General features: G+C 73.4%; 27 protein-coding genes. 16 read left to right on the forward strand and 11 right to left on the reverse strand.

What is annotated here, in order from left to right; translation table 11 throughout:
• The first annotated feature begins 2 nt into the window (after nucleotides 1-2).
• From BJ958_RS20700 to BJ958_RS20710, 3 genes are read left to right on the forward strand one after another with little or no spacing between them, the layout of a single operon-like run.
• The gene (locus BJ958_RS20700; protein ID WP_179728739.1) at nucleotides 3-1,379 is read left to right on the forward strand and encodes an MCE family protein; all 1,377 of its coding nucleotides are present in this window, start codon (nucleotides 3-5) and stop codon (nucleotides 1,377-1,379) included.
• Entirely contained in the window at nucleotides 1,376-1,843 is a 468-nt protein-coding gene (locus BJ958_RS20705) for a hypothetical protein (RefSeq protein ID WP_179728740.1), read from the forward strand. The genes BJ958_RS20700 and BJ958_RS20705 overlap by 4 nt, the downstream gene beginning before the upstream one ends.
• Nucleotides 1,840-2,340 carry a hypothetical protein gene (locus BJ958_RS20710; protein WP_179728741.1) on the forward strand — a complete coding sequence of 167 codons (501 nt, stop codon included), beginning with the start codon at nucleotides 1,840-1,842 and terminating at the stop codon, nucleotides 2,338-2,340. Before BJ958_RS20705 ends, BJ958_RS20710 begins: the two co-directional genes overlap by 4 nt.
• A 7-nt stretch (nucleotides 2,341-2,347) precedes the next feature.
• Here BJ958_RS20710 and BJ958_RS20715 read toward each other — a convergent pair whose 3' ends face one another.
• Genes BJ958_RS20715 through BJ958_RS20730 form a run of 4 tightly spaced genes read right to left on the reverse strand, consistent with a single transcriptional unit; the run spans nucleotide 2,348 to nucleotide 5,161 of the window.
• Nucleotides 2,348-2,932, reverse strand: a complete 585-nt coding sequence (locus tag BJ958_RS20715; RefSeq protein WP_179728742.1) for a GNAT family N-acetyltransferase — start codon at nucleotides 2,930-2,932, stop codon at nucleotides 2,348-2,350.
• Nucleotides 2,929-3,867 (reverse strand): carbohydrate kinase family protein, encoded by a 939-nt coding sequence (locus BJ958_RS20720; protein WP_179728743.1) that lies wholly within the window; start codon nucleotides 3,865-3,867, stop codon nucleotides 2,929-2,931. Before BJ958_RS20720 ends, BJ958_RS20715 begins: the two co-directional genes overlap by 4 nt.
• The gene (locus tag BJ958_RS20725; protein WP_179728744.1) at nucleotides 3,864-4,511 is read right to left on the reverse strand and encodes a class II aldolase/adducin family protein; all 648 of its coding nucleotides are present in this window, start codon (nucleotides 4,509-4,511) and stop codon (nucleotides 3,864-3,866) included. The genes BJ958_RS20720 and BJ958_RS20725 overlap by 4 nt, the downstream gene beginning before the upstream one ends.
• On the reverse strand, nucleotides 4,508-5,161 hold the full coding sequence (locus tag BJ958_RS20730; RefSeq protein WP_179728745.1) for a TetR/AcrR family transcriptional regulator: 654 nt from the start codon (nucleotides 5,159-5,161) through the stop codon (nucleotides 4,508-4,510). The genes BJ958_RS20725 and BJ958_RS20730 overlap by 4 nt, the downstream gene beginning before the upstream one ends.
• Before the next feature lie 56 nt (nucleotides 5,162-5,217).
• On the opposite strand from BJ958_RS20730, the gene BJ958_RS20735 reads away from it, so the two are divergent.
• Nucleotides 5,218-6,720 carry a flavin monoamine oxidase family protein gene (locus tag BJ958_RS20735; RefSeq protein WP_343052758.1) on the forward strand — a complete coding sequence of 501 codons (1,503 nt, stop codon included), beginning with the start codon at nucleotides 5,218-5,220 and terminating at the stop codon, nucleotides 6,718-6,720.
• The gene (locus BJ958_RS20740) at nucleotides 6,717-7,769 is read left to right on the forward strand and encodes an SMP-30/gluconolactonase/LRE family protein (RefSeq protein ID WP_179728746.1); all 1,053 of its coding nucleotides are present in this window, start codon (nucleotides 6,717-6,719) and stop codon (nucleotides 7,767-7,769) included. Before BJ958_RS20735 ends, BJ958_RS20740 begins: the two co-directional genes overlap by 4 nt.
• 76 nt (nucleotides 7,770-7,845) lie before the next feature.
• Here BJ958_RS20740 and BJ958_RS20745 read toward each other — a convergent pair whose 3' ends face one another.
• Nucleotides 7,846-9,081, reverse strand: a complete 1,236-nt coding sequence (locus BJ958_RS20745) for an MFS transporter (protein WP_343052759.1) — start codon at nucleotides 9,079-9,081, stop codon at nucleotides 7,846-7,848.
• Nucleotides 9,082-9,164: 83 nt separating this feature from the next.
• On the opposite strand from BJ958_RS20745, the gene BJ958_RS20750 reads away from it, so the two are divergent.
• Together BJ958_RS20750 and BJ958_RS20755 are read left to right on the forward strand one after the other, a co-directional pair.
• Complete coding sequence (locus BJ958_RS20750) at nucleotides 9,165-9,638, forward strand: hypothetical protein (protein ID WP_179728748.1); 474 nt, start codon at nucleotides 9,165-9,167, stop codon at nucleotides 9,636-9,638.
• Between the two features lie 9 nt (nucleotides 9,639-9,647).
• Nucleotides 9,648-10,154, forward strand: coding sequence for a MarR family winged helix-turn-helix transcriptional regulator (locus BJ958_RS20755; protein WP_179728749.1), 507 nt, complete (start codon nucleotides 9,648-9,650; stop codon nucleotides 10,152-10,154).
• Here the strand turns inward: BJ958_RS20755 and BJ958_RS20760 are convergent.
• On the reverse strand, nucleotides 10,102-10,494 hold the full coding sequence (locus BJ958_RS20760) for a LuxR C-terminal-related transcriptional regulator (protein WP_179728750.1): 393 nt from the start codon (nucleotides 10,492-10,494) through the stop codon (nucleotides 10,102-10,104). The two genes, BJ958_RS20755 and BJ958_RS20760, sit on opposite strands and share 53 nt — an antisense overlap.
• Before the next feature lie 5 nt (nucleotides 10,495-10,499).
• Nucleotides 10,500-10,883 carry a hypothetical protein gene (locus tag BJ958_RS20765; protein ID WP_179728751.1) on the reverse strand — a complete coding sequence of 128 codons (384 nt, stop codon included), beginning with the start codon at nucleotides 10,881-10,883 and terminating at the stop codon, nucleotides 10,500-10,502.
• Nucleotides 10,884-11,036: 153 nt separating this feature from the next.
• Between BJ958_RS20765 and BJ958_RS20770 the strand changes: the two genes are divergently transcribed.
• Both BJ958_RS20770 and BJ958_RS20775 read left to right on the forward strand, forming a co-directional pair.
• Complete coding sequence (locus BJ958_RS20770; RefSeq protein WP_179728752.1) at nucleotides 11,037-11,651, forward strand: RNA polymerase sigma factor; 615 nt, start codon at nucleotides 11,037-11,039, stop codon at nucleotides 11,649-11,651.
• The gene (locus tag BJ958_RS20775; protein WP_179728753.1) at nucleotides 11,648-12,118 is read left to right on the forward strand and encodes a hypothetical protein; all 471 of its coding nucleotides are present in this window, start codon (nucleotides 11,648-11,650) and stop codon (nucleotides 12,116-12,118) included. Before BJ958_RS20770 ends, BJ958_RS20775 begins: the two co-directional genes overlap by 4 nt.
• An 87-nt stretch (nucleotides 12,119-12,205) precedes the next feature.
• On the opposite strand, the gene BJ958_RS20780 is transcribed toward BJ958_RS20775, so the two are convergent.
• Complete coding sequence (locus BJ958_RS20780; protein WP_179728754.1) at nucleotides 12,206-13,645, reverse strand: S8 family peptidase; 1,440 nt, start codon at nucleotides 13,643-13,645, stop codon at nucleotides 12,206-12,208.
• A gap of 112 nt (nucleotides 13,646-13,757) precedes the next feature.
• Here BJ958_RS20780 and BJ958_RS28760 point away from each other — a divergent pair, with 112 nt between their 5' ends.
• Genes BJ958_RS28760 through BJ958_RS20815 form a run of 7 tightly spaced genes read left to right on the forward strand, consistent with a single transcriptional unit; the run spans nucleotide 13,758 to nucleotide 22,111 of the window.
• The gene (locus tag BJ958_RS28760; RefSeq protein ID WP_179728755.1) at nucleotides 13,758-16,289 is read left to right on the forward strand and encodes a CHAT domain-containing protein; all 2,532 of its coding nucleotides are present in this window, start codon (nucleotides 13,758-13,760) and stop codon (nucleotides 16,287-16,289) included.
• Between the two features lie 30 nt (nucleotides 16,290-16,319).
• On the forward strand, nucleotides 16,320-17,258 hold the full coding sequence (locus tag BJ958_RS20790; RefSeq protein WP_179728756.1) for an esterase/lipase family protein: 939 nt from the start codon (nucleotides 16,320-16,322) through the stop codon (nucleotides 17,256-17,258).
• Between the two features lie 32 nt (nucleotides 17,259-17,290).
• Nucleotides 17,291-19,216, forward strand: a complete 1,926-nt coding sequence (locus tag BJ958_RS20795) for an anthranilate synthase family protein (protein WP_179728757.1) — start codon at nucleotides 17,291-17,293, stop codon at nucleotides 19,214-19,216.
• A gap of 10 nt (nucleotides 19,217-19,226) precedes the next feature.
• Nucleotides 19,227-19,784: a transglutaminase domain-containing protein gene (locus tag BJ958_RS20800; RefSeq protein ID WP_179728758.1), complete on the forward strand. Its 558-nt coding sequence runs from the start codon at nucleotides 19,227-19,229 to the stop codon at nucleotides 19,782-19,784.
• A complete protein-coding gene (locus tag BJ958_RS20805; RefSeq protein WP_179728759.1) occupies nucleotides 19,781-20,326 on the forward strand; it encodes a glutamine amidotransferase-related protein in 546 nt (181 codons plus the stop codon). Before BJ958_RS20800 ends, BJ958_RS20805 begins: the two co-directional genes overlap by 4 nt.
• Before the next feature lie 4 nt (nucleotides 20,327-20,330).
• Nucleotides 20,331-21,575 carry an aminodeoxychorismate synthase component I gene (gene pabB / locus BJ958_RS20810; RefSeq protein WP_179728760.1) on the forward strand — a complete coding sequence of 415 codons (1,245 nt, stop codon included), beginning with the start codon at nucleotides 20,331-20,333 and terminating at the stop codon, nucleotides 21,573-21,575.
• Nucleotides 21,576-21,628: 53 nt separating this feature from the next.
• A complete protein-coding gene (locus tag BJ958_RS20815) occupies nucleotides 21,629-22,111 on the forward strand; it encodes an SRPBCC family protein (RefSeq protein WP_179728761.1) in 483 nt (160 codons plus the stop codon).
• 6 nt (nucleotides 22,112-22,117) lie between these two features.
• Here BJ958_RS20815 and BJ958_RS20820 read toward each other — a convergent pair whose 3' ends face one another.
• The 3 genes from BJ958_RS20820 to BJ958_RS20830 are packed head-to-tail and all read right to left on the reverse strand — an operon-like array spanning nucleotide 22,118 to nucleotide 24,832.
• The gene (locus BJ958_RS20820; protein WP_179728762.1) at nucleotides 22,118-22,702 is read right to left on the reverse strand and encodes a hypothetical protein; all 585 of its coding nucleotides are present in this window, start codon (nucleotides 22,700-22,702) and stop codon (nucleotides 22,118-22,120) included.
• On the reverse strand, nucleotides 22,695-24,119 hold the full coding sequence (locus tag BJ958_RS20825) for a sensor histidine kinase (protein WP_246319082.1): 1,425 nt from the start codon (nucleotides 24,117-24,119) through the stop codon (nucleotides 22,695-22,697). Before BJ958_RS20825 ends, BJ958_RS20820 begins: the two co-directional genes overlap by 8 nt.
• Nucleotides 24,120-24,121: 2 nt before the next feature.
• Nucleotides 24,122-24,832: a response regulator gene (locus BJ958_RS20830; protein WP_273521839.1), complete on the reverse strand. Its 711-nt coding sequence runs from the start codon at nucleotides 24,830-24,832 to the stop codon at nucleotides 24,122-24,124.
• Nucleotides 24,833-24,890 lie beyond the last annotated feature (58 nt).

The following is a 24,890-nucleotide window of genomic DNA, read 5'->3' on the forward strand; positions in this document are numbered from 1 at the left end:
CCATGCTGCTCACCCCGCTGATCAAGCGCCAGCTGCGCATCTTCACCGTGCTCGCGGTGGTCGCGCTCGGTCTCGCCTTCTTCCAGTACGCCCGGGTGCCGGCCATGCTCGGCATCGGCGTCTACGACGTGTCCGTCGACTTCGGCGACGCGAGCGGGCTCTACCCGAAGGCCGCGGTCACCTACCGCGGCGTCGAGGTCGGCCAGGTCTCGAGGCTCGAGGTCACCGACAGGGGCGCCATCGCCACCCTGCGCCTCGACGACGACGCGCGGATCCCGGCCGGCGCCTCCGCCGAGCTGCACAGCACCTCCGCCGTCGGCGAGCAGTACGTCGACCTGGTCGACCCGCGCACCCCGACGTCCGGGGAGCCTTCTGGGGGGAAGGCCGACGCGGGTTCCGGGGACGTGCTCGCCGACGGCGCGAGGATCCCGCGGGACCGCGCGGTCGAGATGCCCCAGATCACGCCGGTGCTCGACTCCGTCAACCGGCTGCTGGAGTCGGTGCCGAAGGCGGAGACCAAGCGGGTCCTCGACGAGGTCGACGCCGGCCTCGGTGGCGCCGGGCCCGACCTCAACGAGCTGGTCGACGCCACCGGCGACGTGCTGAGCGAGGCGCAGGCCCGGATCGACGCCACCACCTCGCTGATCGCCGCGGTGCAGCCGGTGCTGGAGACCCAGCGCGACCTCGGCTCGCGGACGCGGTCGTACGCCGCCTCCCTGGACCAGCTCACCGCAGCCCTCGCCGCGGGCGACTCGGCCGCCGTACGCACGTTGCTGCGGAACGCCCCCGGTGGACTGGACGCCGCCACCCGCACCGTCACCGACCTGCAGCCCGTGCTGCCGATGATGCTGGCCAACCTGACGACCAACGCGCAGGTGCTCCACACCTACCTGCCGCAGGTGCACCAGACCCTGGTCGTCTACCCGTCGCTCGTCGCGCGACTGCAGTCGGCGATCAACCCCCGGGCGAAGTACGGCGACGTGCAGCTCGACCTGCGTGCCGCGCTCAACAACCCGCCGACCTGCCAGAGCGGGTACCTGTCGCCGAAGCAGCGGCGCAACCCGCGGGCGACCGAGGTCCGCGACGTCGACACCCTGGCGCACTGCGAGATCGCGCCCGACGACCCGACGGCGATCCGCGGTGCCCGCAACCTCCCGTGCCCGGAGGGCGACGGTCGTGGCAACACCCCGGCTGCCTGTGGTGAGCACTTCGGTGGCGGTGTGTGGCCGGACTCGAGCGGCACCGTCGCCTACGACCTCGCCGTCGGTCGCGGAGACGGGACCGCGACCGCACCCGCGCCGGCCTCCGCCGGTGCGCCCGAGAACGGAGGAGACGAGCTGTGGAAGATCTTGGTGCTGGCACCCCTGGGGGTCCGGTGAGGACCGGCGTCGTCGTCCTCGTGGCGGTCGTGCTGCTCCTCGTCACCGGCCAGCGGGCGCTGGCCTGGCACGACGAGCGGGCGCAGGTGACCGACGGGAGGGACGCCGTCGCCGCGGCGAGCGCCGAGGTCGAGGGGCTGATCGACATCAGCTCGGCGACCTCGGACGCCGACATGGAGGAGCTGCTCGCCGGCGCGACCGCCGGCTTCCGCACCGAGCTCGAGGGCCAGGCCGACCGGCTGCAGCAGGCCCTGACGGAGAACGCGGTCAAGGCCAGCGGCGACGTCGTCTCCGCCGGACTCGTGAAGCTGGCGGGCGATCGCGCGACGGTCATCGTCGCCGCCGCCGGGTCCGTGCAGAACAAGCAGACGAAGGCCGCCGAGCCGCGCAACTACCGGCTCACGGTCGACCTGCAGCGGGTGAAGGGGGACTGGCTGGTGTCCGGACTGGAGTTCGTCGCATGAGCGCCCTGCGCAGCCGCGGCCTGATCGTGGCGACCGTCGTGCTGGTCGTCGGCGTCGCCGCGGTCATCGTGGCCACCGTGGCCGCGCACCGCGCGTCGGCCGTCACGTCCGCCCGCGCCGAGGCCCTGGCGGCCGCGAAGGAGCGGGTCCCCGCCCTGCTCGGGTACGACGCCGCAACCCTCGACGCCGACCTGGCCACCGCCGACGACCAGACCACGGGTGGCTTCCACGCCGACTACGGGAGGATCCTCGACGAGGTCGTGAGGCCGACCGCCACCCGGCGGGGCATCTCCACCACCGCCACCGTGGATGCCGCGGGCGTCGTCCGCGGCACCCGCGACCGGGTCGTCGTGCTGCTCTTCCTCACCCAGACCACGACCGCGGCCAAGGCGGAGGACGGCGGCAAGGGCGGGACGTCGGTCTCCGGCAGCCGGGTCGAGGTCACCATGGAGCGGGTCGGCGACGCGTGGAGGATCGCGGGTCTCGAGCCGAGGTAGGGCTGACCTACCCGGCGCGCTCGGTGGCGGCCTCGATCTCGGCGAGCAGCGGGTCGCGCAGCCCGGTGGAGTCGTGCTCCCACCACACGTCGCGGTAGACGACGCGGCCCGTCATCCAGCTCTCGTACGCCGCCAGCGGCACCGCCTGGAACGCCGGGCCCGGCACCCGGCGGGTGGGTGCCTCGATGCCGAGGTCGGCGGCCGGGGACCAGCCGCGCCGGCCGTAGTAGCCCGGGTCGCCCTCGAGCACGACGACCGGAGCGCCGAGGCGGTCGGCCTCGGTGACCGCGGCCTGGAGCAGTGCCTTCCCGACGCCCCGGCCCTGCCGGTCCGGGGCGACGCTGAGCGGACTGAGCACGAGCACGTCGACCAGCGCCTGCCGGGTGTCGAGCCAGCCGTGGCTGAGTCCGACGTGCCCCACCAGCTCGCCGGTGCCGTCCACCGCGACGAGCTGGGCCCGGTCGAGCCCGCGCGCGACGACGTCGCTCCACACGCCCACCACGGCCGCACCCTCGTCGCCGAAGGCGGCGGTGATCAGCTGCCGGGCCGCGTCGCTCTCGTCGGGGCGCTGCGGACGGATCTCGGGGCTCATCCCGCCATGGTCGCAGCCGAGCGGGCGAACGCCTCGACCGCCGCGAGGTCGTAGCTCCCCGCGTCGGTCCCGAGCCCCTGCGCGACCTGGGCGGCGGTGGCACAGCCGAGCGCGGCCGCCTCCGCCGGCGTCCGGTCGAGCGAGAGCCCCCGCAGGTAGCCCGCCGAGAAGGCGTCCCCGCAGCCGGTGGTGTCGACGACCTCGACGGCGTACGCCGGCACCTCCGTCACCCCGTCGGCGGTGGCGACGAGCGCGCCGCGTGCGCCCTGGGTGACCGCGACGCAGCCGGCGCCCGCGGCGACCAGCGCCAGTGCGCCCTCGGCGAGGGTGGCGGCGCCGGTGAAGCCGAGGACCTGCTCGTCGTTGGGCAGCAGGTGGTCGGTGTGGGGGAGGGCGGCGGCGATCCAGGCCAGCATGTCGGGGTCGCCGGGCGCGAGGACGTCGAGCGACGTGGTGATCCCGGCGGCGCGGGCGCGGGCGAGCAGCTCGGCCGCCGCGTCACCGCCGAGGAACTCCGGCCCGCCCAGGTGCAGGTGCGTGACGCCGTCGAGCACGTCGGCCGGCAGGTCGTCGAGCGTGAAGGCTCCGTTGGCGCCGATGCAGTGCCACGCCGGGCGCTCGCCGTCCGGGCGCACCGGCAGCACCGAGGCCGACGTCTGGGCGGAGTCCTTGCGGACCAGTCCGGCGACGTCGACGCCCTCGCGGGTCAGCAGGGCGAGCAGGGTGTCGCCGACGGGGTCGGTGCCGACGGCGCCGTACGACCGGACGGTGGCGCCCAGCCGGCTGAGCACGACCGCCGTGCCGCCCGCGGTGCCGGCCGGCGACATCCGGATCGTCTCGACCAGCTGGCCCTCGGAGCCCGCGGGGATCGACTCGATCCCCAGGACGTGGGTGTCGAGGACGTGCACGCCGACGGCGGCGACCACCATGCTCATTCGCGAAGACCTTTCGGGGAGCCGTAGCCGCGCTCGAGCGCGGCCCGGATGACGTCGAGCTGCTGCTCCTCGGTGAGCACGCGCGGTGTGCCGAGAGCACTGGCCCGGTGGTGCAGCTGGCACAGCCACTCGAGCAGGAGGGCGTTCTCGACCGCCTGGTCGAGCGAGCCGCCGAGGGTGACCGAGCCGTGGTTCGCCAGCAGGGCAGCACTGCGGCCGGCCAGGGCGGTCCGCACCGCAGCAGCGAGCTCGGCGGTCCCGAAGGTGGCGTACGGCGCCACGCGGACCTCGCCGCCCAGCGTGAGCTGCTGGTAGTGCAGCACCGGCAGGGTGTCGAGCACGCAGGCCACCGCGGTCGCGAACGGCGCGTGCGTGTGGACCACGGCGGCAGCGGGCCCGTCGGCGTACACGCCGAGGTGGAGGGAGAGCTCGCTGGTCGGCGCGAGGGCTCCCTCGACGACGGTCCCGTCGAGGTCGACGACCGTGACGTCGTCGGGGGTGCAGGCGCCGAGTGGGACCCCGGTCGCGGTGATCGCGACCAGGTCGCCGGCGCGGGCGCTGACGTTGCCGGCGGTGCCGACGAGCAGCCCGGCGTCCGCGAGCCGGCGGGACGCGGCCGCGACCGCCGCCCTGAGCTGGTTCACCGGCCGGCGGCGATCTGGTCCAGGTAGCCGGTGACCAGGGCGATCGCCTGGTCGATGAGGAAGGCATCGCCCTGCGGGTCGTTCTCGAAGGCGACCTGGAAGGCGCGGTCGCCGACCTCGACGGCGAGCTCGGCGATCGTGGCGAGCTGCTCCTCGTCGTAGGACCCGGCGGTGAGCAGCCCGGCGTCGATGCCGAACGCCAGCAGGTTCTCGGCCGTACGACGGTTGTGGTGGCGGCCGTAGTCGTAGATGGCGGGGTTGGTGCGCCCCCGCATCCAGATCTGCATGAAGGCCGGGCGCCGGTGGTAGACCTTCACGAACGCGCGCATCGCGGTGTCGACCATCGTCGCGACGGTGAGCTCCTCGACGGCGAGGAGGTCGGCGGCGACCTGGTCGTCCATCTCGGCCATGTCGCGCTCGCAGAGCGCGAGCAGCACGGCCTCCTTGTCGGTGAAGTACTGGTAGAGCGAGGCGACCGGCAGCTCGGCGGCCTCCGCGATCGAGCGTGTCGTGAGCCCGTCGACGCCGTTGGTCAGGACGAGCCGGGCGGCCGCTTCCAGGATCCGCTCGACCCGCTCGCGGGACCGGGCCTGGGCGGGGACCCGGCGGCGGCTGGGACCCGTGCTGGCTCCAACGGTGGCGGAAGGCATGCACGGAGTGTAGCCTCCGAACCCGAACCTGACACAGATTCATCTTCGGAGGCGACGTGCAGAGCATCGATCCGCGATTCACCCTGGGCCGCCGCGGCCTGCTCGCCGGAGGTGCGGCGACGGTCGGTCTGCTCGCGCTCGAGGCGCTCGAGGCGGAGGTCCAGGCCGGCGTGCGCAAGGGCCGGCTGCCCCGCAAGGTGGACGTCGTCGTGGTCGGGGCCGGCATCGCCGGACTGGTCGCGGCCCGCCGGATCCGCAGCGCCGGGCACTCGGTGCTCGTCGTCGAGGCGCGAGACCGGGTCGGCGGCCGCGTGCTCAACCACGAGCTGCCGACCGGCGGCACCATCGAGGCCGGCGGCGCCTTCGTCGGCCCCACCCAGGACCACATCAAGCAGCTCGCGCACGAGCTCGGCGTCGCCACCTTCGACGAGTACGCCACCGGCAAGAACGTCTACCTGTCCTCGCTGCTGGGGCGCATGGAGTTCACCGGAACCGTCCCGCCCGACCCGACGATCCTGCTCGATGCCGCGCTCGCGCTGAAGCGGCTCAACGCCTACGCCTCGGAGCTGCCCGTCGACGCGCCCTGGTCGCACCCGCGCGCGGCCGAGTGGGACTCGGTGTCCCTCGGCGACTGGCTGCGCCGCAACACCGTCAACAGCCGGGGCATCGAGAAGCTGATCCAGTCCTGGACCCAGCCCGGCTTCGGCGCCGACCCGGACCAGATCTCGCTGCTCTTCGTGCTGCACTACATCGCCTGCTCCGGCAACGAGACGACGCCGGGCACCTTCGAGCGCAACTCCGACACCGTCGGCGGCGCGCAGGAGAGCCGCTTCGTCGGCGGCTCCCAGCGGGTCCCGCTCGAGCTCGCCCGGCGGCTCGGCAAGCGGATCGCGCTCAACGCCGCGGTCACCCGCATCGTGCAGCCCGCCCACGGCCGGATCCGCGTGCACACCCGCCGCGGCAAGGTGAGGGCGCGCCGGGTCGTCGTCGCCGCCCCGCCGAAGCAGGTCCTCGGCATCGGCTTCTCGCCCGCCATGCCCGCCGGCCGGCAGGCGCTGCTCCAGCAGGTCCAGATGGGCCGGCTGATGAAGTGCGACGCGGTCTACGACAAGCCGTTCTGGCGCGACAAGGGCCTCACCGGCTTCGGCATCGCCGAGACCGGCGCGGTCCGGGTCGCCTTCGACAACCACGTCGCCGACACCGGCCACGGCGTGCTGCTCGCCTTCGTCGGCGGCTCCGCCTGGCAGCAGTTCGGCAACCGCTCGCTCGAGGAGCGTCGCGCCGCGGTCCTCGAGGGCTTCGCCAGGATGTTCGGCGAGAAGGCACTGCACCCGATCGACTACACCGAGCACGACTGGACCCGCGAGCAGTGGAGCGGCGGCGGACCGACCGCGATCTACCCGCCGGGCGTGATGTCGACCCACGGCCAGCACATCCGTACGCCGCACGGCCGGGTGCACTGGGCCGGCACCGAGACCTCGACGTACTGGACCGGCTACATGGACGGCGCCGTGCGCTCCGGCGAGCGCGCGGCCCAGGAAGTGCTGGACACGCTGTGAGGCGGGCGCTCGCGCTCGCCCTGACCCTCATCGGTGTCGTCGCGCTCGCCGGCCCGGCGGCCGGGGAGCGGACGGCGCCGGAGAAGTGGCCGACGACGGTCTTCTCGACCGTCGGCAAGCCCGGCTTCCCGGCCTACGTGCACGTCGCGCCGAACGGGCGGGTCTACGCGGCGACGTACACGAACCCGGCCGGCGACACGATGGCCTCCCGGGTCCTCGAGTGGACCGCGAGCGGCACCCTGCTGCGGTCGTGGACGGTGCCCGGGCAGGACCTCGGCGCCCCGCACGGCGTGCAGGTCGCGACGTCCGACGCCCGCGGCCGGCTCGTCCTGCTGGAGAAGTCGCGCGCCCAGGTGCTCACGCTCAACCCGCGCACCGGCCGGTTCAAGGTGCAGGCCACCCTCCCCGACCTCCCCGGCGCGGGCCACCCGATCCCCAACTACGCGGCCTGGGGGCCGGGCGGCAAGCTGTACCTGACCGACTACGGCCAGGGCGTGATCTGGCGGATCCCGGCGAAGGGCGGCGAGCCCACGCCGTGGTTCCGGTCGGAGGCGCTCGAGGGCGCAGGGTTCGGTACGACGGGCATCGTCTACGAGCGCTCCCGCCGCTCCTTCCTGATCAGCCAGCAGACCACCGGCAACCCGCTCGACCTGCTCCGCGGCCACCTCTACCGGCTGCCGGTCGTGGCCGGCGGGGCGCCGGGGGAGATCGCCACGGTGTGGACCTCCGGCCCGCTCGACCTGCCCGACGGCTTCGGCGTCGCACAGTCCGGCAACGTCTACGTCGCGCTGCTCGGCACCAACCGGCTGGTGCGGCTCGGCCCCGACGGGAAGGTGCGCGCCACGTTCCCGCCCGGCCCGGTCCTCGGCGCCAACGGCTCGGCGATCCCGTTCGACAGCCCCTCGAACGCGACCTTCCTCGGCACCCGGGTGCTCGTCGCCAACCAGTCCGCGATCCTCGGCACCGCCTCCCACCACGCGATCCTCGCGGTCGAGGTCGGTGAGCCCGGCGCCCGGGTGTTCATCCCGCGGCGAGCGCGGCTTCGCTGACGGGCGTCGTGGGTCGGGTTGGTCGCCGCGCATCTGACGAATGGGCTGTGAATTCACCGAAATCACAGCCCGCTCGTCAGATACGAGCGGACTCCGGAACCACCGCCGGTGTCGTACGACGGGTCAGGCCCCGGATCGACGGCGCGCCCAGCGCCGCGATCGAGCTGAGCCCGATCACGGCGGCGACCACGACCAGCCACCGGTCCGTGCCGACGACGGCGGCGACCGGGCCGGTGAGGGCGAGGCCGAGCGGGCGGCAGACGAACGATCCGACCGTGTCGAAGGAGTAGACCCGGGCGAGCATGTTCTCGGCGACGTTCTCCTGGATCGCGAGGTCCCAGCTGACGCTGAAGAGCTGCAGCCCGACTCCGTGCACGAACGCGCCGAGCAGCACGACGGACAGGTCGTCGGCGACGGCCAGCGCGAGCGGGAAGGCGGCGGTCAGCGACAGCATCAGCACGCCCCAGCGCAGCAGGTGGCGCGGTCGCCAGCGCAGCGCGACGACGCCGCCGGCGACGAAGCCGGCCATCAGCGCCGAGAGCGCCCACCCCCAGGCCTCCTTGCTCCAGGTGTCGCTGACCACGATCGGGCCGAGCACGCCCTGCACCCCGCCGAAGCACAGGTGGTAGAGCAGCGCCTGCGCGATGAGCAGCCACAGCCAGGTGTGCCGGAACACCTCGCGCGCGCCGTCGGCCAGCTCGGCGAGGAGACGCTCGCGCTCGGCAGGCGCGGAGGCCGGGACCCGGATCATCGCGAACAGCACCGCCGCGACGGCGTACGTCGCCGCGTCGACCGCGATCGCCCAGCCGGGGCTGGTGACCGCGACGATGACGCCGGCGACGGCGAAGCCGATCGCGAACGCCGTCTGGTTGGCCAGGCTGCGCAGCACGACGGCGCGGCCGAGCTGCTCGTCGGTGACCGTCGAGCGGGTCATCGCGTTGGAGGCGGGCTGGGCGATGGCGCCGAGGCAGCCGTTGACGACGCCGATCGCGGTGAGGAACCACAACGAGCCGTGGCCGGTGATCAGCACGGTGGCGCAGGCGCCCTGGCTGAGGGCCGTGGCTGCGGACGAGCCCTGCATGAGCAGCTGGCGCGGCAGGCGGTCGCCCAGCACGCCGCCGTACAGGATCGTGACGACCTCCGCCGCCGAGAAGGCCGCGACGACCAGGCCCAGCTGGGTGGCCGTGCCTCCCAGGTCGAGGACCGCGAACGCCAGCGCCACGGGGGTCATGGCCGACCCGAGTCCGCTGACGGCGACGCCTCCGACGAGCAGTCGGAAGTCGCGCGAGCGCAGGGGGGAGGGGGGCTTCACCCGAGGAGAATACTTCGCCACCTAAGTATTCGCCAACGAATTACCTGTTTCGGCCCCGGCGGTGCGCGGGCAGGCTCGCGAGCATGACCGAGTCAGCTGCTCCGTACTTCCCGCCGCCCGGGCCGTCACGCCGCTCGTCCATGGTGCTGCGCCACCTCGCCAGCGTCGTCCTCGCACTCGGCCTCACGCCTGTCGGTGTGCTCGTGTTCGACTACGGCGCCGGCAACTACTACCTCGAACGGGCCCGGAGCTTCGACAACTCCGGCACGACGGGCGAGCTGCTGCTGATGCTGGTCGGTGCCGTGATCCTCGTGGCCGTCGCCGTGACCGCGCGGATCTCCGGCCTGGGGCCGGTGCTCGCCGGCCTGGTCTGGGGCGTGGCTCCGTTCGTCTGGTTCCTCGCCGACGTCCGCAGCTTCTTCGACTTCACCCGGGACCTGCCGTCGGCCTACTTCTGGTTCGCCTCGCCGTCGTACCTCTTCCCGCTGGTCGCGGTCCTCTGCTTCGGCAGCGGGCTCGCCGGGCGCTGGCGCGGAAGCCTGCGGGTGGCGCAGTAGCGTTCGGCCATGGCCGAGGACTGGACGGACCGTCATGTCGCGCGGTGGAAGGACCACTGGCTCGACCTGGCCTTCGACGAGGCCGTCGAGGGTGTGTTCGTCCGGGTCAACCGGATCGACCGCTACCTGCGCCGGGCCAAGCAGCGCGCCGTGGCCGAGGTCGGGCTGACCGACTTCGAGTACGACACCCTCCACGTGCTGATGATCCGCGACACGCCCGGCTCCGCCTCGCCCACCGAGCTCGCCACCGAGCTCGGGGTCTCGGGTGCCGGGATGACCGGGCGGCTCGACGGCCTCGAGAAGGCCGGCTGGATCCGCCGGATCCCCGCCGTCGACGACCGCCGGCGGGTGATCGTCGAGGTGACCAAGACCGGCATGACGATCTGGCGCCGGGCGATGGAGCTGCGGGGCCGGGCCGAGGACGACCTCGCGGAGGCGCTCACCGAGCGCGAGCTGGCCACCCTCAACCGGCTCTTGAAGAAGGTGACGGTGCGCTCCGAGGAGCGCGAGCGCTGAACGGGAAGGCGGGTGGCCCGTCCTGAGTCAGGACGGGCCACCCGTTCGCGTCGCACCGACCCCCCACAGGCCGAGAACGCGAGGAGCGGTCCAGCTCCGACTGGCGGAGCGTCAGGACCGCGAGCAGTCGCTTCGAGAGGTACGGCGTCGGCCGCAGCCCCAGCGTCCGGAAGACGCCCGAGCACAGGGCGGCGGTCGTCTCCGGGCTCAGCCCGAGCTGGGCCGCGATGGCCGACTCGGACTGGCCCAGGGCGATCAGCCGCAGCACCTGGCGTTCCCGGATGCCCAGCCGGTCGAGCCGGCTGGTGGCGGCGAGGTAGGTGAGCTCGAGCATCGTCATGGCTCTCAGGCGGGGAGGATCGGCCCGCGCAGGTGGAACCGGCGGGTCCGCGGCGGGAGGGACACGGGCCGCGGACCCGCCAGGCCGAGGACGACGGGCGCGCCGGGCGTGCCGGCGTCGTACCGCCGCAGGATGAGGAGGACGGCGGCCTCGGTACGGCGCATCCGCGCGTACGTCGCCTGCAGCTCGTCCTCGCCGGTCTGGGTGTCGAGCTGCGCCTCGCACATGTGCTGCCAACGGGCGCGCAGCGCCGTGACCAGCGCGGTCGGGCCGTCGAAGTACGGGCGCCACTCCTCGCGCCAGGGCACCGCGCCGCTCATGTCGGTCGCGGCGGCCGCCTCGACCTCGCGGATGATGCGGGTGCGTTCGTGGGTCTCGGACCAGGTCATGACGGTTTCCTTCCGGGGAGCCGCGGGAGTGCCGCGCGGGGTGATGGGGCGTTTCGGGGGGGCGCTGGAAGGAGGAGGCGCCGGGGCGGGGCGGTGATACGCGGAATCTCGACGTATCAGCGGTACTGGTTCGCGGGTCAGATGTGCGGGACGATGCATCCGCAAGCTCTCGCGTCGAGCGATAGGGGGTCGGGTGTGGACGTCGATACACCGCTGTCAGCGCTCGTCCCCGCGGCGCGGGAAGGAGATCAGCATGCATGGGATGCGATCGTGGACCGCTTCCTCCCGCTGGTGGACGCGATCATCCGCGGCCACCGGCTCTCGGAGGCCGACGGCGACGACGTCAGCCAGACCGTCTGGCTGCGCCTCGTCGAGCACCTCGGCGACCTGCGCGAGCCCGCGGCGCTGCCCGGCTGGATCCGCACGACGACCCGCAACGAGTGCCTGCGCCTGCTGGCGGCCCGCGGCCGGGTCCGTCCCGTCGACCCGCAGGACGCCTCCGGTCTCGACGCGGTCGTCGACGACGTCGCCGGGACCGACCTCCTCGCGGCCGAGAGCCGCCAGCTGCTCCGCGAGGCCCTCGCCGTGCTCCCCGAGGCCCGCCGGGCCCTGCTCCTGCTCCTGCTCGCCGACCCACCCGTCGGCTACGAGGAGATCAGCCGCCGCCTCGGCATCCCCGTCGGCAGCATCGGCCCGACCCGCGCCCGCGCGCTCGAGCAGCTGCGCCGTACCCCCGCGCTGCGCCGACTGGTGGAGGTGATCCCGTGACCGGTCCCCTGGACGACGACGAGCTGATGGCCCTGCTCGGCGAGGCCGTCGCCGAGGAGGCGGCCGTCAGCGACCGACGGCGTACGGCGGCCAAGGCTGCCTTCACCTGGCGCTCCGTCGACGCCGAGCTGGCCGAGCTGCTCCACGACTCCGCGCTCGACGCCGGCGCCGCGGTCCGCTCGGCTTCCGGCGGTGAGCCGCGCACGCTGTCCTTCGGCCACAGCGGCCTCACCCTCGAGGTCGAGATCGACGGCGAGACCCTGCTCGGCCAGGTGATCGGCACCGGCTCCGCCGCCTCGGCCGTGGAGCCCGCCTCGGTCCTCCTGGAGCGCCCCGCGGCCGAGGCCCTGAGCGCTGAGGCCGACGCCGCCGGGTTCTTCCGGCTGGAGGGTGTGCGGCCCGGCACCGTGCGGTTCATGGTCGAGCAGGGTGGCTGGTCGCTCACCACGCCCTGGGTGACGCTGTAGCGCGTGGTCGGGTCTTCCGCGTCGTACCTGACGAACAGGTCGTGAATCGGCGCGATCTGCAGCCCATTCGTCAGGTGCGTGTGTGGGTCAGGTGAGTGGGCCGACGATCCGGATGTCCTCGTGGATCCGGGCGTCGTGCTCGTCGATGGCCGTTGCCTCGACGGCCTGCCACGCGGCGCGCGGGGAGGTCTTGCTCGCGCGCATCTCGGCCGCGACCAGGCCTGTCACGACGGGTGCCGAGAACGACGTGCCGCTCCACTGGGCGAGGCCGTCGAACTTCCGCACGACGCCCGCGTGGGGAGGCTCGTGACAGGTGTAGGTACCGATCGGGAAGGCGTTGACGAGGTTGCGGCCGCGCGCATAGACCTTCACCCAGTGCTTGCCGTAGTTGGAGAAGTCCGAGACCTTCTTGTCCGGGTCGACCGAACCGACCGAGACGGCCCAGGGAAAGGCGGCCGGCCAGAACTCGTCGTCGCTCGCGTCGTTGCCCGCCGCCGCGATCACGAGGACGTCGTCGCGCTCGGCCAGGCGGTACTTCACCCCCAGCATGGCGAAGGACAGTGCCGGGAGGTTGCCGAAGGTGTGGGTGCCTGCGGAGATGCTGATCAGCTGCGGGTGGTCGTTGTCGCCGAGTGCCTCGTCGAGCTGCCGGACGATCCTCGACTCCCAGATCGCGCCGCCGAGGGTCAGTGCACCCTCGACCTCGATCCGGGTCTCCGGGGCCAGGCAGCTGATCACGCCCGCGACGAACGTGCCGTGCCCGGCGTACGGGTGGATCGCCGCGCTGTTGACGTGCTCCTCGTCCGTGGAGTCCGCGAACACGTCGTCGGACTCGAGCCAGGGCGAGGCCGCGCTGTCGATCGCGTCCATCCACAGGCCGGTGTCGACGACGGCCACGCGGACCTTGTCCTTCGCGTCCGGAGCGGGGATCGGGTCGGGCTGCTGGGGCGGCCAGGGCCGGCGGCTGCGCGGCACCTCGGGCTCGGTGGCCGGGCAGAATCCCGGCTTGAGGGTCGTGACGTACACGAGGTGGTCGGGCGCAGCGACCGGCGGTGTCTCGTCCTCGTCCGACCGGCCGAAGAAGTCGTTCAGCTCGGTGACGGTCGCCAGGACGTCGTCGCCCCGGTCACGGCGGCTCGGGAGGCGCAGGACCACGAGGTGGTCAGCGACCGGGTCCTCCACGCGCTCCGGCTCGCCGCGGAAGTCCTCGCCGCGGCCGCGGAACCACTCCATGACCTCCTCGAGCCGCTCGGCCTGCACGAGGGCGTGGCCGGGCCGGTAGAAGAAGCGGATGTCGGCGTCGTCCTTGACCGCCCGGTCCTCCGGGCCGGCGGCCGCGATCTCGCCCTTGAAGGCGTCGCGGATCACCCGCGCCTGGACCCTGGCCTTCTCCCGATCGATCCGTCCCGGGTCGGTCGGACGGACCTGGGAGAGGTCTGGTCGCCGCAGGCGCCAGGGAAGGCGGAGCAACCGGATCAGCGGGCTGAGCGGGTTGAGCGTGCGAGCAGGACCATCGGGCTGTGACATAGCCGCTCCTGAGGGGGGAGGACTCGGGCCGATTGCACCGGGCGGCGCTAACGTAGTGCCCCCCTCGCGACGCCGTAAAGGAGTCCGTTCCCCACAACCCGGCGAGGCGCCCATGGAGGACCTGCTCGACCTGGCGCTCGACCAGCCCGAGGAAGCCCGTCGGCGTGCCGAGGTCGTCCTCGCCGCGGAGCCCGACGAGCTCAGCCGGTCGTACGCCTACCAGTGCCTCGGCATCGTCCTCCGCGACGCCGGCAGCACGGTCGAGGCGCTGGCCGCCCTGCGCAGCGCGGTGCGGGCCGCGCGCCGGAGCGCCGACCCCGATCGGGTGCGCGACGTCCGCGCGACCCTGGGGGTCACCCTCGCCTTCGACGGCCGCTCCCGGGCCGCGCTGCGAGAGCTCGAGACGGCCTTCGCCGGCGCCGAGGGCGAGGTCGCAGCCAAGATCGCGGTGCGGCTGGCGGGTGTGCTCACCGTGCTCGGGCGGCATGACGACGCCATCCCGGTCCTTCACGTCGCTCTTCGGGAGATCCAGCAGGCGGGGAACCGCGCCTGGGAGGCGCGGACCCACCTCTGGCTGGCCTACGTCCTGCTGCGTCTCGGTCGCGTCGACGAGGCCGAGACCGCGGTGGTCGCGAGCGCCCGCATCCTGGCGGAGGAGGGCGCCTGGGTCGACCGGCTCGCCAGCCTGACGAACCTCGCCGAGATCGCGGTCGCTCGGGGAGATCACGCTGCCGCGTTGCGCCGCTTCGCCGACACGGCCGAGGCGTATGACCGGGCGGGTTTGCCGATCGCGCCCGGCTTCGTCTCGATGTTCGCCGACGCCTACCTCTCAGTGGGGCTCACGGTCGAGGCGGTTGCGCTCCTTCGCGACTTCGACGCAAGGATCGCTCCGCTCGAACAGGCCGAGTTCCTGGCAACGCTGGCCACGGCATTGCTCGCTGATGGTGATGCCGCGGCGGCAGTCGATGCGGCACGGCAGTCTGCGTTGCTCTTCAAGCGCCAGGACCGGCCTTGGTTCGGGCTGCGCAGTCGCCTCACCGCCGTCCGGGCACGCCTGGCCCAGGACGACCGGCGTGGTCTGGTCGGCGAGGCCGCGGCAGTCGCCGAGGAGCTCGACACGCAGAGTGCGGACGAGGCCCCCCTCGCCCTCACCCTCGCCGGCCGGCTGGCCCAGGGCGACGACCGGGCGAACTTCTGGACCCGGGCCGCGTCGTACCGCCACCACCCCAATGCCCTCGTCCGCGCCGGCGCCTGGCACGCCCAGGCCCTGGCCCGCGAGGAGACGCACGACCGGGGCGGGGTGCTGCGCGCGGCCGCTGCCGGACTCGACGCGATCGACGAGCACCGACGGCTGATCGGCTCCTCCGAGCTCCGGGCGCTGGCGACCACCCACGGGCGTGACCTGACGACCATCGCGCTGCGGCACGCGGCCAGTGACGCCCGGACCCTGCTGCGGTGGAGCGAGCGGACCCGGGCCACGGCGCTGGCGCAGCCGCCGGCGACCTCGGACGCGGCGACCATCCCTGCCTCGCTGGCGGCCCTGCGCGACAACGGACGGCAGCTCGCCGAGGCTCGGCAGGAGGGCGCGGAGACCGAGGAGCTCGAGCGGGAGCGGCGGCGCCTGGAGCGGGCGGTGCGGGCGGAGAGCCACACGCTGTCGGCCACCACGGCCGCGCAGCAGCGGCCGGCGCGGGTCGAGGAGATCCTCGCGGCGACCGGCGAGACCTGCCTGGTCGAGCTGGTCGACGTCGACGGGAGCCTCCACGTCGTGGTCGCCCACGCCGGAAAGGTACGACGCCGGGTCGCCGGCACGACCAGCGAGATCGCCGCCCTGCTCGGCCCAGCGGGGATGCTGCTGCGGCGTGCGGCCCGCGGCCGGCCTGCCGACACCGGCGCCATCGGGAAGGCCCTCCAGGAGGCGGTCCTCGGCGACGCCGTCCGCCTCCTCCCCGACACCCCGGTCGTGCTCGCACCGACCGCCCGTCTGCACGGACTGGCCTGGTCGCTGCTGCCCACGCTCCACGACCGGCCGTTCGCGGTGGTCCCGTCGGCGGGCCAGTGGCTGCGGGCCCGGGCCACCCCGCCTCCGCGGAACGCCGGCACGGTCCTCGTCGCCGGCCCGTCCCTGGCGAGCGGCGGCGCCGAGGTGCCGGTCCTGGCGCAGCGGCACCCGGACGCCGTCCTGCTCGACGGGCCGGGCGCCACGCTCACCGCGGTGCTGGCCCACCTCGACGGCGCTGGTCTGGTCCACCTGGCCGCCCACGGCCGGTTCCGGGCGGACAGCCCGCTGTTCTCGGCGCTCGACCTGGCCGACGGCCCGCTGACGGTCCACGACCTGGAGCGGGTCCGGCGGGCGCCGTACCGCGTCGTGCTCTCGGCCTGCGAGTCCGGCGTGCTCGCCCCGGTCGGTGCGGACGAGCTCCTCGGGCTGGCGGCGGCGCTGTTCTCGCTCGGCACCGCCGGCCTGGTGTGCAGCGTCGGTGAGGTCAACGACGACGCGACCGCCGCCCTGATGGTCGACCTCCATGCCGCGCTCGCCACCGGCAGCGACCCGGCGACCGCCCTGTGCGAGGTACGCCGCCGAGCCGCGGGCGACCCGGTCGCGGCCGGCACCGCAGCGGCCTTCCTCGCGCTGGGCGTGTGACCGATAGAACCTGTTCTCGTTGGGGAGGGCATGCTGCGCCGTGCCCTGACGACCGTCGCCGTCCTGCTCGCCCTGCTCGGCGGCCTCCTCGTCGCACCCCCGGCGCAGGCCGACACCAAGCCGCTGCCGGTGCCCTACAGCTTCTTGCCGAACGCCGCGTTCGGTGGCATGCCCGGCGCCAACGCTCCCGGCACCAACGACTTCACCTGCACGCCCACCGCCGCCCACCCGCGCCCGGTGATCCTGCTGCACGGCATCCTCGGCAACCGCTCCACCAACTGGCAGACCTACGGCCCGCTCCTGAAGAACAACGGCTACTGCGTGTTCTCGCTGACCTACGGCGTCGAGTACGACGTCACCCCGGTCAACCTGTTCGGCGGCCTCGACGACATGCGGACCAGCGCCCGCCAGCTCAAGCGGTTCGTCACGAGAGTGCTGGAGGCGACCGGTGCGACCAAGGTCGACCTGGTCGGCCACTCCGAGGGCACGCTGATGCCGCAGTGGTACCTCAAGTACCTCGGCGGCGCGAAGCGGGTCGAGAACTTCGTCGGCCTCGCCTCCGCCTTCAAGGGCACCGGCGTCGCCTCGCTCGGCGACCTGGTCGCCGGCGTCCTCCCCGACGGCATCCTGCCGACCGGCTGCCGCTCCTGCCTGCAGTTCTCGCCGACGTCAAGGTTCATGAAGAAGCTCCACGAGGGCGGCATGGTCCAGCCCGGGGTGCACTACACGAGCATCGTCACGAAGTACGACGAGCTGGTGCTGCCCTACACCAACGGCACCCTGCCCGGCGTGAACAACGTGGTGCTCCAGGACGTCTGCAAGCAGGACTACTCCGAGCACTTCCAGATCGCGTCGAGCCGCAACGCCGCCCAGGTCGTGCTCAACGCGCTCGACCCCGAGCACCCGCGGCCGATCCGCTGCGCGCTGGTCCTGCCGTTCGTCGGCGAGCTGATCCCCGGACTGCTCTGAGCGGGAGCGCCGTGGCCGAATAGGCTTCGGCCATGCCAGATCAGCTCAGCACCAGCCTCACTGCCCGGGAAGCCATCACGGCCGTCCAGGGGCACGAGGCCTGGGCGATCATCCGGCGCTCCACCCGCGCGGGCGACCGCGACACCGTCGGCGTCCTCGGCGGCACCCGCAGCGTGGTCGAGTCGATCATGGACATCCCGCTCGAGACCGGCGTGCCGGAGCCGGGGCACATCTGCGACCGGCTGGTCGCCGTCCCCTTCCGCCAGGTCGGCGAGCGCGGCTTCGAGGCCCACGACGACGGCACTCCGCTCGTCGTGGTCGACGTGCAGAGCGAGCACGAGTTCTCCGTGGCCGACGTCATCGACGCGATCGACCCGGTCGAGGTGGAGTTCACCGACCGCGGCGGCTTCGAGACCTCCGACGAGGAGTACGCCAAGATCGTCGCGGCGATCATCGACGGCGAGATCGGCCAGGGCGAGGGCGCGAACCTCGTCGTCGGCCGCAACTACCGCGCCGTCGTCGCCGACTTCGGCCCCGACGTCGCACTGACCGTCTTCCGCCGCCTGCTCGAGCGCGAGCGCGGCGCGTACTGGACCTTCGTCTTCTTCACCGGCGACCGCTTCCTCATCGGCGCCTCGCCCGAGCGGCACGTCTCCGTCCACGGCGGCGACGTCCGGATGAACCCGATCTCCGGCACCTTCCACCTGCGCCCGCCCGCCGGCGAGACCCGCAGCACCGAGGCCCGGCTCCGTGAGTTCCTCAAGGACGAGAAGGAGATCTACGAGCTCTTCATGGTCGTCGACGAGGAGCTCAAGATGATGTGCGACATCTGCACCGAGGGCGGCCAGGTGCTCGGCCCGTTCCTCAAGCCGATGACCCACCTGATCCACACCGAGTACCTCCTCGCCGGCCGCACGACGCGCGACGTGCGCGAGGTCCTGCGCGACACGATGTACGCCGCGACGGTCACCGGGTCGCCCGTCGAGAACGCCTGCCGGCTGATCAAGCAGTACGAGCCCGAGGGCCGTGGCTACTACGCCTCCGCGCTGGCGATCTTCGGCCGCGACGAGGAGGGCGAGCCTGTCCTCGACAGCCCGATCGTGCTGCGGACCGCCGACGTCACCCCGGACGGCCACGTCAAGGTCACCGCCGGCGCCACGCTGGTGCGCGACTCCGTGCCGGCGTACGAGGTCGCCGAGACGCACGCCAAGGCCGGCGGCATCCTGTCCGCCTTCGGCCTGGTCCCGCCGGCCCCGGTGCCCACCACGGACATCGCCACCCTCGTCGCCGACGAGGAGGTGCTGATCGCGCTCAACGCCCGCAACAACCGGCTCTCCGGCTTCTGGCTCGCCGACCAGGCCGGCACCCCGGTCGACCCGCGCCTGGCCGGGAAGTCCGCCGTCATCCTCGACGGCGAGGACGACTTCGTGAACATGCTGCGCCACATGCTCGCCCGGATGGGCATGACGAGCGACGTCGTGCGCCACGAGGAGTACGCCGACGGCGTGCTCGACGGCTACGACCTCGTCATCGTCGGGCCCGGCCCGGGCGACCCGCGCGACGACGCCGACCCGAAGATGGGCCAGCTCCGTGCCGCCGTCGCCTGGCTGCTCGCCAACGAGAAGCCGTTCGTCGCGGTCTGCCTCGGCCACCAGGCGCTGTGCCACCAGCTGGGCATCCCGCTCGCCTACAAGGACATCGTCTTCCAGGGCACCCAGGCGACCGTGCTGCTCGACGGGCGTCCCCAGCGCGTCGGCTTCTACAACACCTTCGTGGGTCGCGTCGGCGACGACGTGGCGCTGCCCGAGGGGGTGCGGGTGGACGCCGACGCCGAGACCGGCGACGTCAACGCGCTGACCGGCCCGCACTTCCGGGGTGTCCAGTTCCACGCCGAGTCGATCCTCACCGAGCGCGGCTTCGACCTCGTCCACGACCTGGTCTCCGGCGTCCTGCTGTGAGCGTCCCGACGTGCAGCTGATCGCGGGGTCGCCGGCGTCGTACCTCGTCGCGGACGAGGTCGTCGAGTCCACGGCGCCCGCGATCGTCGCGCTGGCCGAACGGCTGGGCGCGGGCGCCCCGGACGACGCCGCGTTCGCGGCCGCCGCCTTCGCCTGGGTGCGCGACGAGATCGCTCACGCCGGGGACGCCGGGGACCCGCGGTTCGCGGTGTCGGCGACCGAGGTGCTCGCCGACGGGGTCGGCTGGTGCTACGCGAAGGCCCACCTGCTCGCCGCCGTGCTGCGGGCGGGTGGCGTACCGACCGGCCTGTGCTACCAGTGGCTGGCCGACGGGGACGCGCACGTCGTGCACGGCCTGGTCGCGGTGCACCTCGACGGCGGCTGGCACCGCCAGGACCCGCGCGGCAACAAGCCCGGTGTTGCCGCCGAGTTCTCCCTCGACGAGGAGCGGCTGGCCTGGCCGGTCGACCCCGCTGCCGGCGAGATCGACTGGCCCGAGGTGCACGTCGTACCGGCTGCCGGTGTGGTCGCCGCGCTGCGGCGCGGCGAGCTCGCGGTGGCGCTGTGACCACTCCCGACGTCGTGGTCGTCGACCACCGCGACTCCTACACCTGGAACCTGGTCCACCTGGTCGCCGGCGTCACCGGCGTGCTGCCGACGGTGGTCCAGTGGGACGACCGGGTCGACCTCGCGGCGTACTCCCACATCGTGCTGTCCCCCGGCCCGGGCCACCCGGGCGAGTACGCCTGGGGCTTCGACGAGGACCGGCCGGTGCTCGGCGTGTGCCTCGGGATGCAGGGACTGGTGGTGGCCTTCGGCGGCGAGGTGGGGCGGGTCGAGCCCGCGCACGGCACGGTCGAGCCGGTGACCCACGACGGGCGCGGGGTCTTCGCCGGACTGCCGGACCCGATCGCCGCGGTGCGCTACCACTCGCTGGCCGCCACGCGGCTGCCCGACGAGCTGGAGGCCACCGCGTGGGCGGCGGACGGCACCGTGATGGGGGTCCGGCACCGGACCCGGCCCCTCGAGGGCGTGCAGTTCCACCCGGAGTCGGTCCTCTCCGAGCACGGCGCGCGGCTGGTCGCGAACTTCCTCGCAGTGGCAGGGTGAGCGCATGGTGATCCAGGGCGAACCCGCGGAGCTGTTCGCCCGGATCCAGGCACGCCACGCCCGCTGCATGTGGCTCGACGGCGGAGGCGCCCGCACCTGGTCGCGACGCCGCTCGATGCTCGGCTGGCTCGACGAGGACGACGTGTCCCTGACCTACGACGCCGCCGCCCGCGAGGTGACCCGCCACGCCGGCGGCCGCTCGGTGGTGGTCGGTGACGACCCGTTCGCCGTGCTGGAGGCCGAGCTGGCCGACGGGCGGCCGAGCGACCAGTGGTTCGGCTACTTCGGGTACGCCGCGCGCGCCGACCTGCCCGCCGTGCCCGACCCGGACCTGCCCGACGCCCTGTGGCTGCGGCCCTCGCACATCCGGGAGTACGAGCACCCGCTCGCCGCCCCCGCCGCCTCCCTCGGCATCACGGCCGGTGAGCCGACCCCCACGCCGCCGGCGTACGCCCGGGCGTTCGCGAGGGTCCAGGAGCACCTGCACGCCGGCAACTCCTACGAGGTCAACCTCACCCACCGCCTCCGGGCGGGCAGCCCGCTCAGCCCGGCGGCGGCGTACCTGCGGCTGCGAGCGCTCAATCCCGCTCCCTACGCGGGCTTCCTGCAGCACGACGTCGACGGCGCGCGGGCGTGGCTGCTCAGCTCATCCCCCGAGCGGTACGCGCTCGTCGACGAGGACCGGGTCATCGAGACCAAGCCGATCAAGGGCACCACCGCGCGCGGGAGCACGCCGGCCGAGGACACCGCGGCGCGGGACCGGCTGGCGAGCGACCCCAAGTTCCGTGCCGAGAACCTGATGATCGTCGACCTGCTGCGCAACGACCTCGCGCTGGTGTGCGAGGTCGGCTCGGTGGAGGTCCCCACGCTGATGGACGTCGAGTCGTACGCGTCGGTGCACCAGCTGGTGTCCACGGTCCGGGGTCGGCTCCGCGACGACGTCAGCACCGTCGCCGCGCTCAGGGCGCTGTTCCCCGCCGGCTCGATGACCGGCGCGCCCAAGCTGCGCACGATGGAGATCATCGAGGAGGTCGAGGCCACCCCGCGCGGGGTCTACTCCGGCGCCTTCGGCTGGATCTCCGGCGACGGCCGCGCCGACCTCGGCGTCGTGATCCGCACCCTCACCACCTCCGGCGACGACTACGTGCTCGGCACCGGCGGCGGGATCACCGTCGCCAGCGACGTCGACGAGGAGTGGGCCGAGACCGAGTGGAAGGCCGCCCGGCTGCTGCAGGCGATCAACCCCTGACCGTGAGCCGCTCGTCCGGGTTCGAGGTCGCGGACGGGGGTAGGCGTGGGGTCGTGCCCGTCGTCCAGTCCCGGATCCGCGTCCCTGTCCCGCCGGAGGTCGCCTTCGCGGTCTCCCAGACCACGGGCGCGGTGCGCCGCCGGTGGGACGTGTTCATCCGCGAGCAGCACTTCCTCGACGGGGCGAGCGAGCCGGCCACCGGCGTGCGGACGTTCACGCGACAGCGCCTGGGGCCCTCGATGGTCAGCCGCTACGTCTCCTACGCCCCGCCTCGCAACGTCGGCATGGTGATGGAGCGCGGCCCCTGGTTCTTCGACAGGCTCGGCGCCGGCTGGCGCTTCGAGGCCGACGGGGAGGGGACCGTCGCCACCTGGAAGTACAGCTTCACCTGCCGGCCGCGGTTCCTCGCGCCGGTCGCGGAACGGATCGGCCGGGTCCTGCTCGGCAGGGAGATCCGGGCCCGGATCGAGGGTTTCGCCCGTGGGTGCGGTGACCCGGTCGTGCTCGCGGCGGTCCGCCCGGGTGGGCAGACCTGAGCGCACTCAGCCCGGCGACGCGCTCGGGTCCGCCCCCGCGCCGGTCTCGGCGGCGTGGGTGGACAGCGTCGTGAGCGTGGCGACGACCCCGCGCACGACCCGCTTCTCGTCGTAGGGCGCCGGGTCGACCACGTCGACCTGCTGGATCAGGTCGCCGTTCTGGACGAAGCCGGTGACGTAGAGCTGCTCCTTCGTCGCGTTGACGACCACGCGCGCGTCGTCGGCCTGCTCGACGCTGGGCGTGCGGACGTCGGCGTCGGCACCCTGCCCCATCGTCCTCCAGGCCTGGTCGAGGGTGCCGGGGAAGAGCAGGTAGTTGGACGTGATCACCGCGTCGCCACTGCCCTCGGCCGGGGTGAAGCGGCACTCCGGCTTCGTGGGCGTGCCGGCGTGCTCGGTCGCGTCGATGCCGAACTGTGCCTTCACGAACGCCGTGTCCAGGGCGTCGCACGGGTTCCACAGCGCCGGGGTCTCGCTCGGCAGGTCCGGCTTCGCGCCGACCTTCTCGTCATCGCCGCACGCGGCGAGAGCGAGGGTCGGCAGCAGGGCCGCCGTCACGAGCGCGGCACGACGCAGGTGCGTCCTAGGCATGGGGGTTGTTCTCCCGTCCGGGCAGCTTGAGCACGAGGCGGGCGCCTCCGCTCGCATTGGCGGTCGCCATCACCGAGCCCGAGTGCCGCTCGGCGACCTGGCGCACGATCGCCAGCCCGAGACCCGATCCGGGCAGGGTGCGGGCGTCGTCGGAGCGCCAGAACCGGTCGAAGATCCGGGTCCGGTCGCCCTCGGCGATCCCGGGGCCCTGGTCGTCGACGGTCAGCACGCCGTCGCTGAGGCGAACGGTCACCTGACCGCCCTCGGGGCTCCACTTGGCGGCGTTGTCGAGCAGGTTGGTCACCGCACGCTCGAGCTCGGCGTCCTCGCCGATCACCCACCACGGCCGGGTGAAGACCTCGAACTCGAGGCTGGGTGCGCGACGTCGGACGCGCTGGACCGCGTGGTCGACGACGTCGGCGAGGTCGACCGGCTCGACCTGGACCGGTATCGGCTCGTCGCGGGCGAGCTCGGTGAGGTCGCCGATGAGGGTGGTGAGCTCCTCGATCTGGGCGCGTACGTCGTCGAGCAGCTCGTCGCGCGCGTCGGGCGGCAGGCCGCCGAAGCCGTCGGCGCTGCGGGCGGTCATCGTGAGCAGGTCGATGTTGGTGCGCAGCGCTGTCAGCGGCGTGCGCAGCTCGTGGCTCGCGTCGGCGACCAGCTGGCGCTGCCGGGTCCGGCTCGCGTCCAGCGCCACCAGCAGGTGGTTGAAGGCCGTCGCCAGCCGGGCGACCTCGTCGTCGCCCTCGACGGGCAGCGGGGTGAAGTCCTCGGTGCGGGCGATCTCCTCGACCGAGCCGCTCAGGCGTCGTACCGGACGCAGGCCGTTGCTCGCCACGGCCCAACCCGCCAGCCCGGCCGCGAGGACGCCGAACACGCCGAACGCGACCGTCACCCAGCCGAGCCGGCGCAGCGTCCGGTCCTGGTCGACCAGCGGCTGCGCGATGATCAGCGCGAGCCCGCTCTGCTGGGTGGGGACGGCGACCACGCGGTAGCGCTCGCCGCCGAGCACGATCGTGCGCAGGCTGCGGTCGCTCTTGCCCTGCGCCACCTCCAGCTCCGAGCGGCCCAGCTCCAGGGTCGGGCCGCGGTCGAGGATCCGCAGCGTTCGCTCGTTGTAGTCCAAGATCGCGATCCGTACGTCGCCCGCGCCGAGGGCCCACGACGGGATGCCCTGCGAACCCGCCTGCAGGAGGGTGTCCGAGTCGGCGGCCTTCTCGGCCCGGGAGACGAGCGCGTTGTCGAGGGTGTCCTGCATCTGCACGCGGGCGGTGATGTAGGCGCCCACCGCCACGAGCGCCACCGACATGCCGACCGCGATCGTGGTCAGCCAGATGACCCGGCTCGCCAGCGAGCGGCGGTAGTGCCAGCGCCCGTCGGGTCCCGGACCCATCGCGAGGCCCCAGGAGGTCGCCATGCTCACTCCGTCGCGCGCAGGACGTACCCGATGCCGCGGACGGTGTGGATCAGCCGCGGCTCGCCCTCGGCCTCGGTCTTGCGGCGCAGGTAGCCGACGTACACCTCGAGCGAGTTCGCCGTCGTCGGGAAGTCGTAGCCCCAGACCTCCTCGAGGATGAAGCTGCGGTCGAGCACCCGGCGCGGCCGGCGCAGGAACATCTCGAGCAGCGTGAACTCGGTGCGGGTCAGCTCGATCAGCCGGCTGCCGCGGCGCACCTCGCGGGTGGTGACGTTCATGGTGAGGTCGGCGAAGGAGAGGACCTCCTCCTCGGCGCCGTCCTCGATCGGCGCCACCCTGCGCAGCAGTGCGCGCAGCCGGGCCAGCAGCTCCTCGAGCGCGAACGGCTTGGTCAGGTAGTCGTCGGCGCCGGCGTCCAGCCCCTCCACCCGCTCGCCGACGGCGTCGCGCGCGGTCAGCACCAGGATCGGCACGTCGTTGCCCGCCGCCCGCAGCGCGCGCGTGGCCTCGAGGCCGTCGAGCTTGGGCATCATCACGTCCATCACGACCACGTCGGGCGCGACCGCGCCGATCCCGGCGAGGGCCTCGGCCCCGTCGCCGGCCAGGTGGACGTCGTACCCGTTGAACGCGAGCGAGCGTCGCAGCGACTCCCGCACGGCACGGTCGTCGTCGACGACGAGGACGCGGTGCGGGACGGCGGTACGTGCGGACACGCCCCCATCATGGCCGATCGGCCTGAGCGGTGCCTGAGAGGCGCGAGCGCGGACCGGA

The sequence above is a fragment of the Nocardioides kongjuensis genome (assembly GCF_013409625.1).
GTDB lineage: Bacteria > Actinomycetota > Actinomycetes > Propionibacteriales > Nocardioidaceae > Nocardioides > Nocardioides kongjuensis.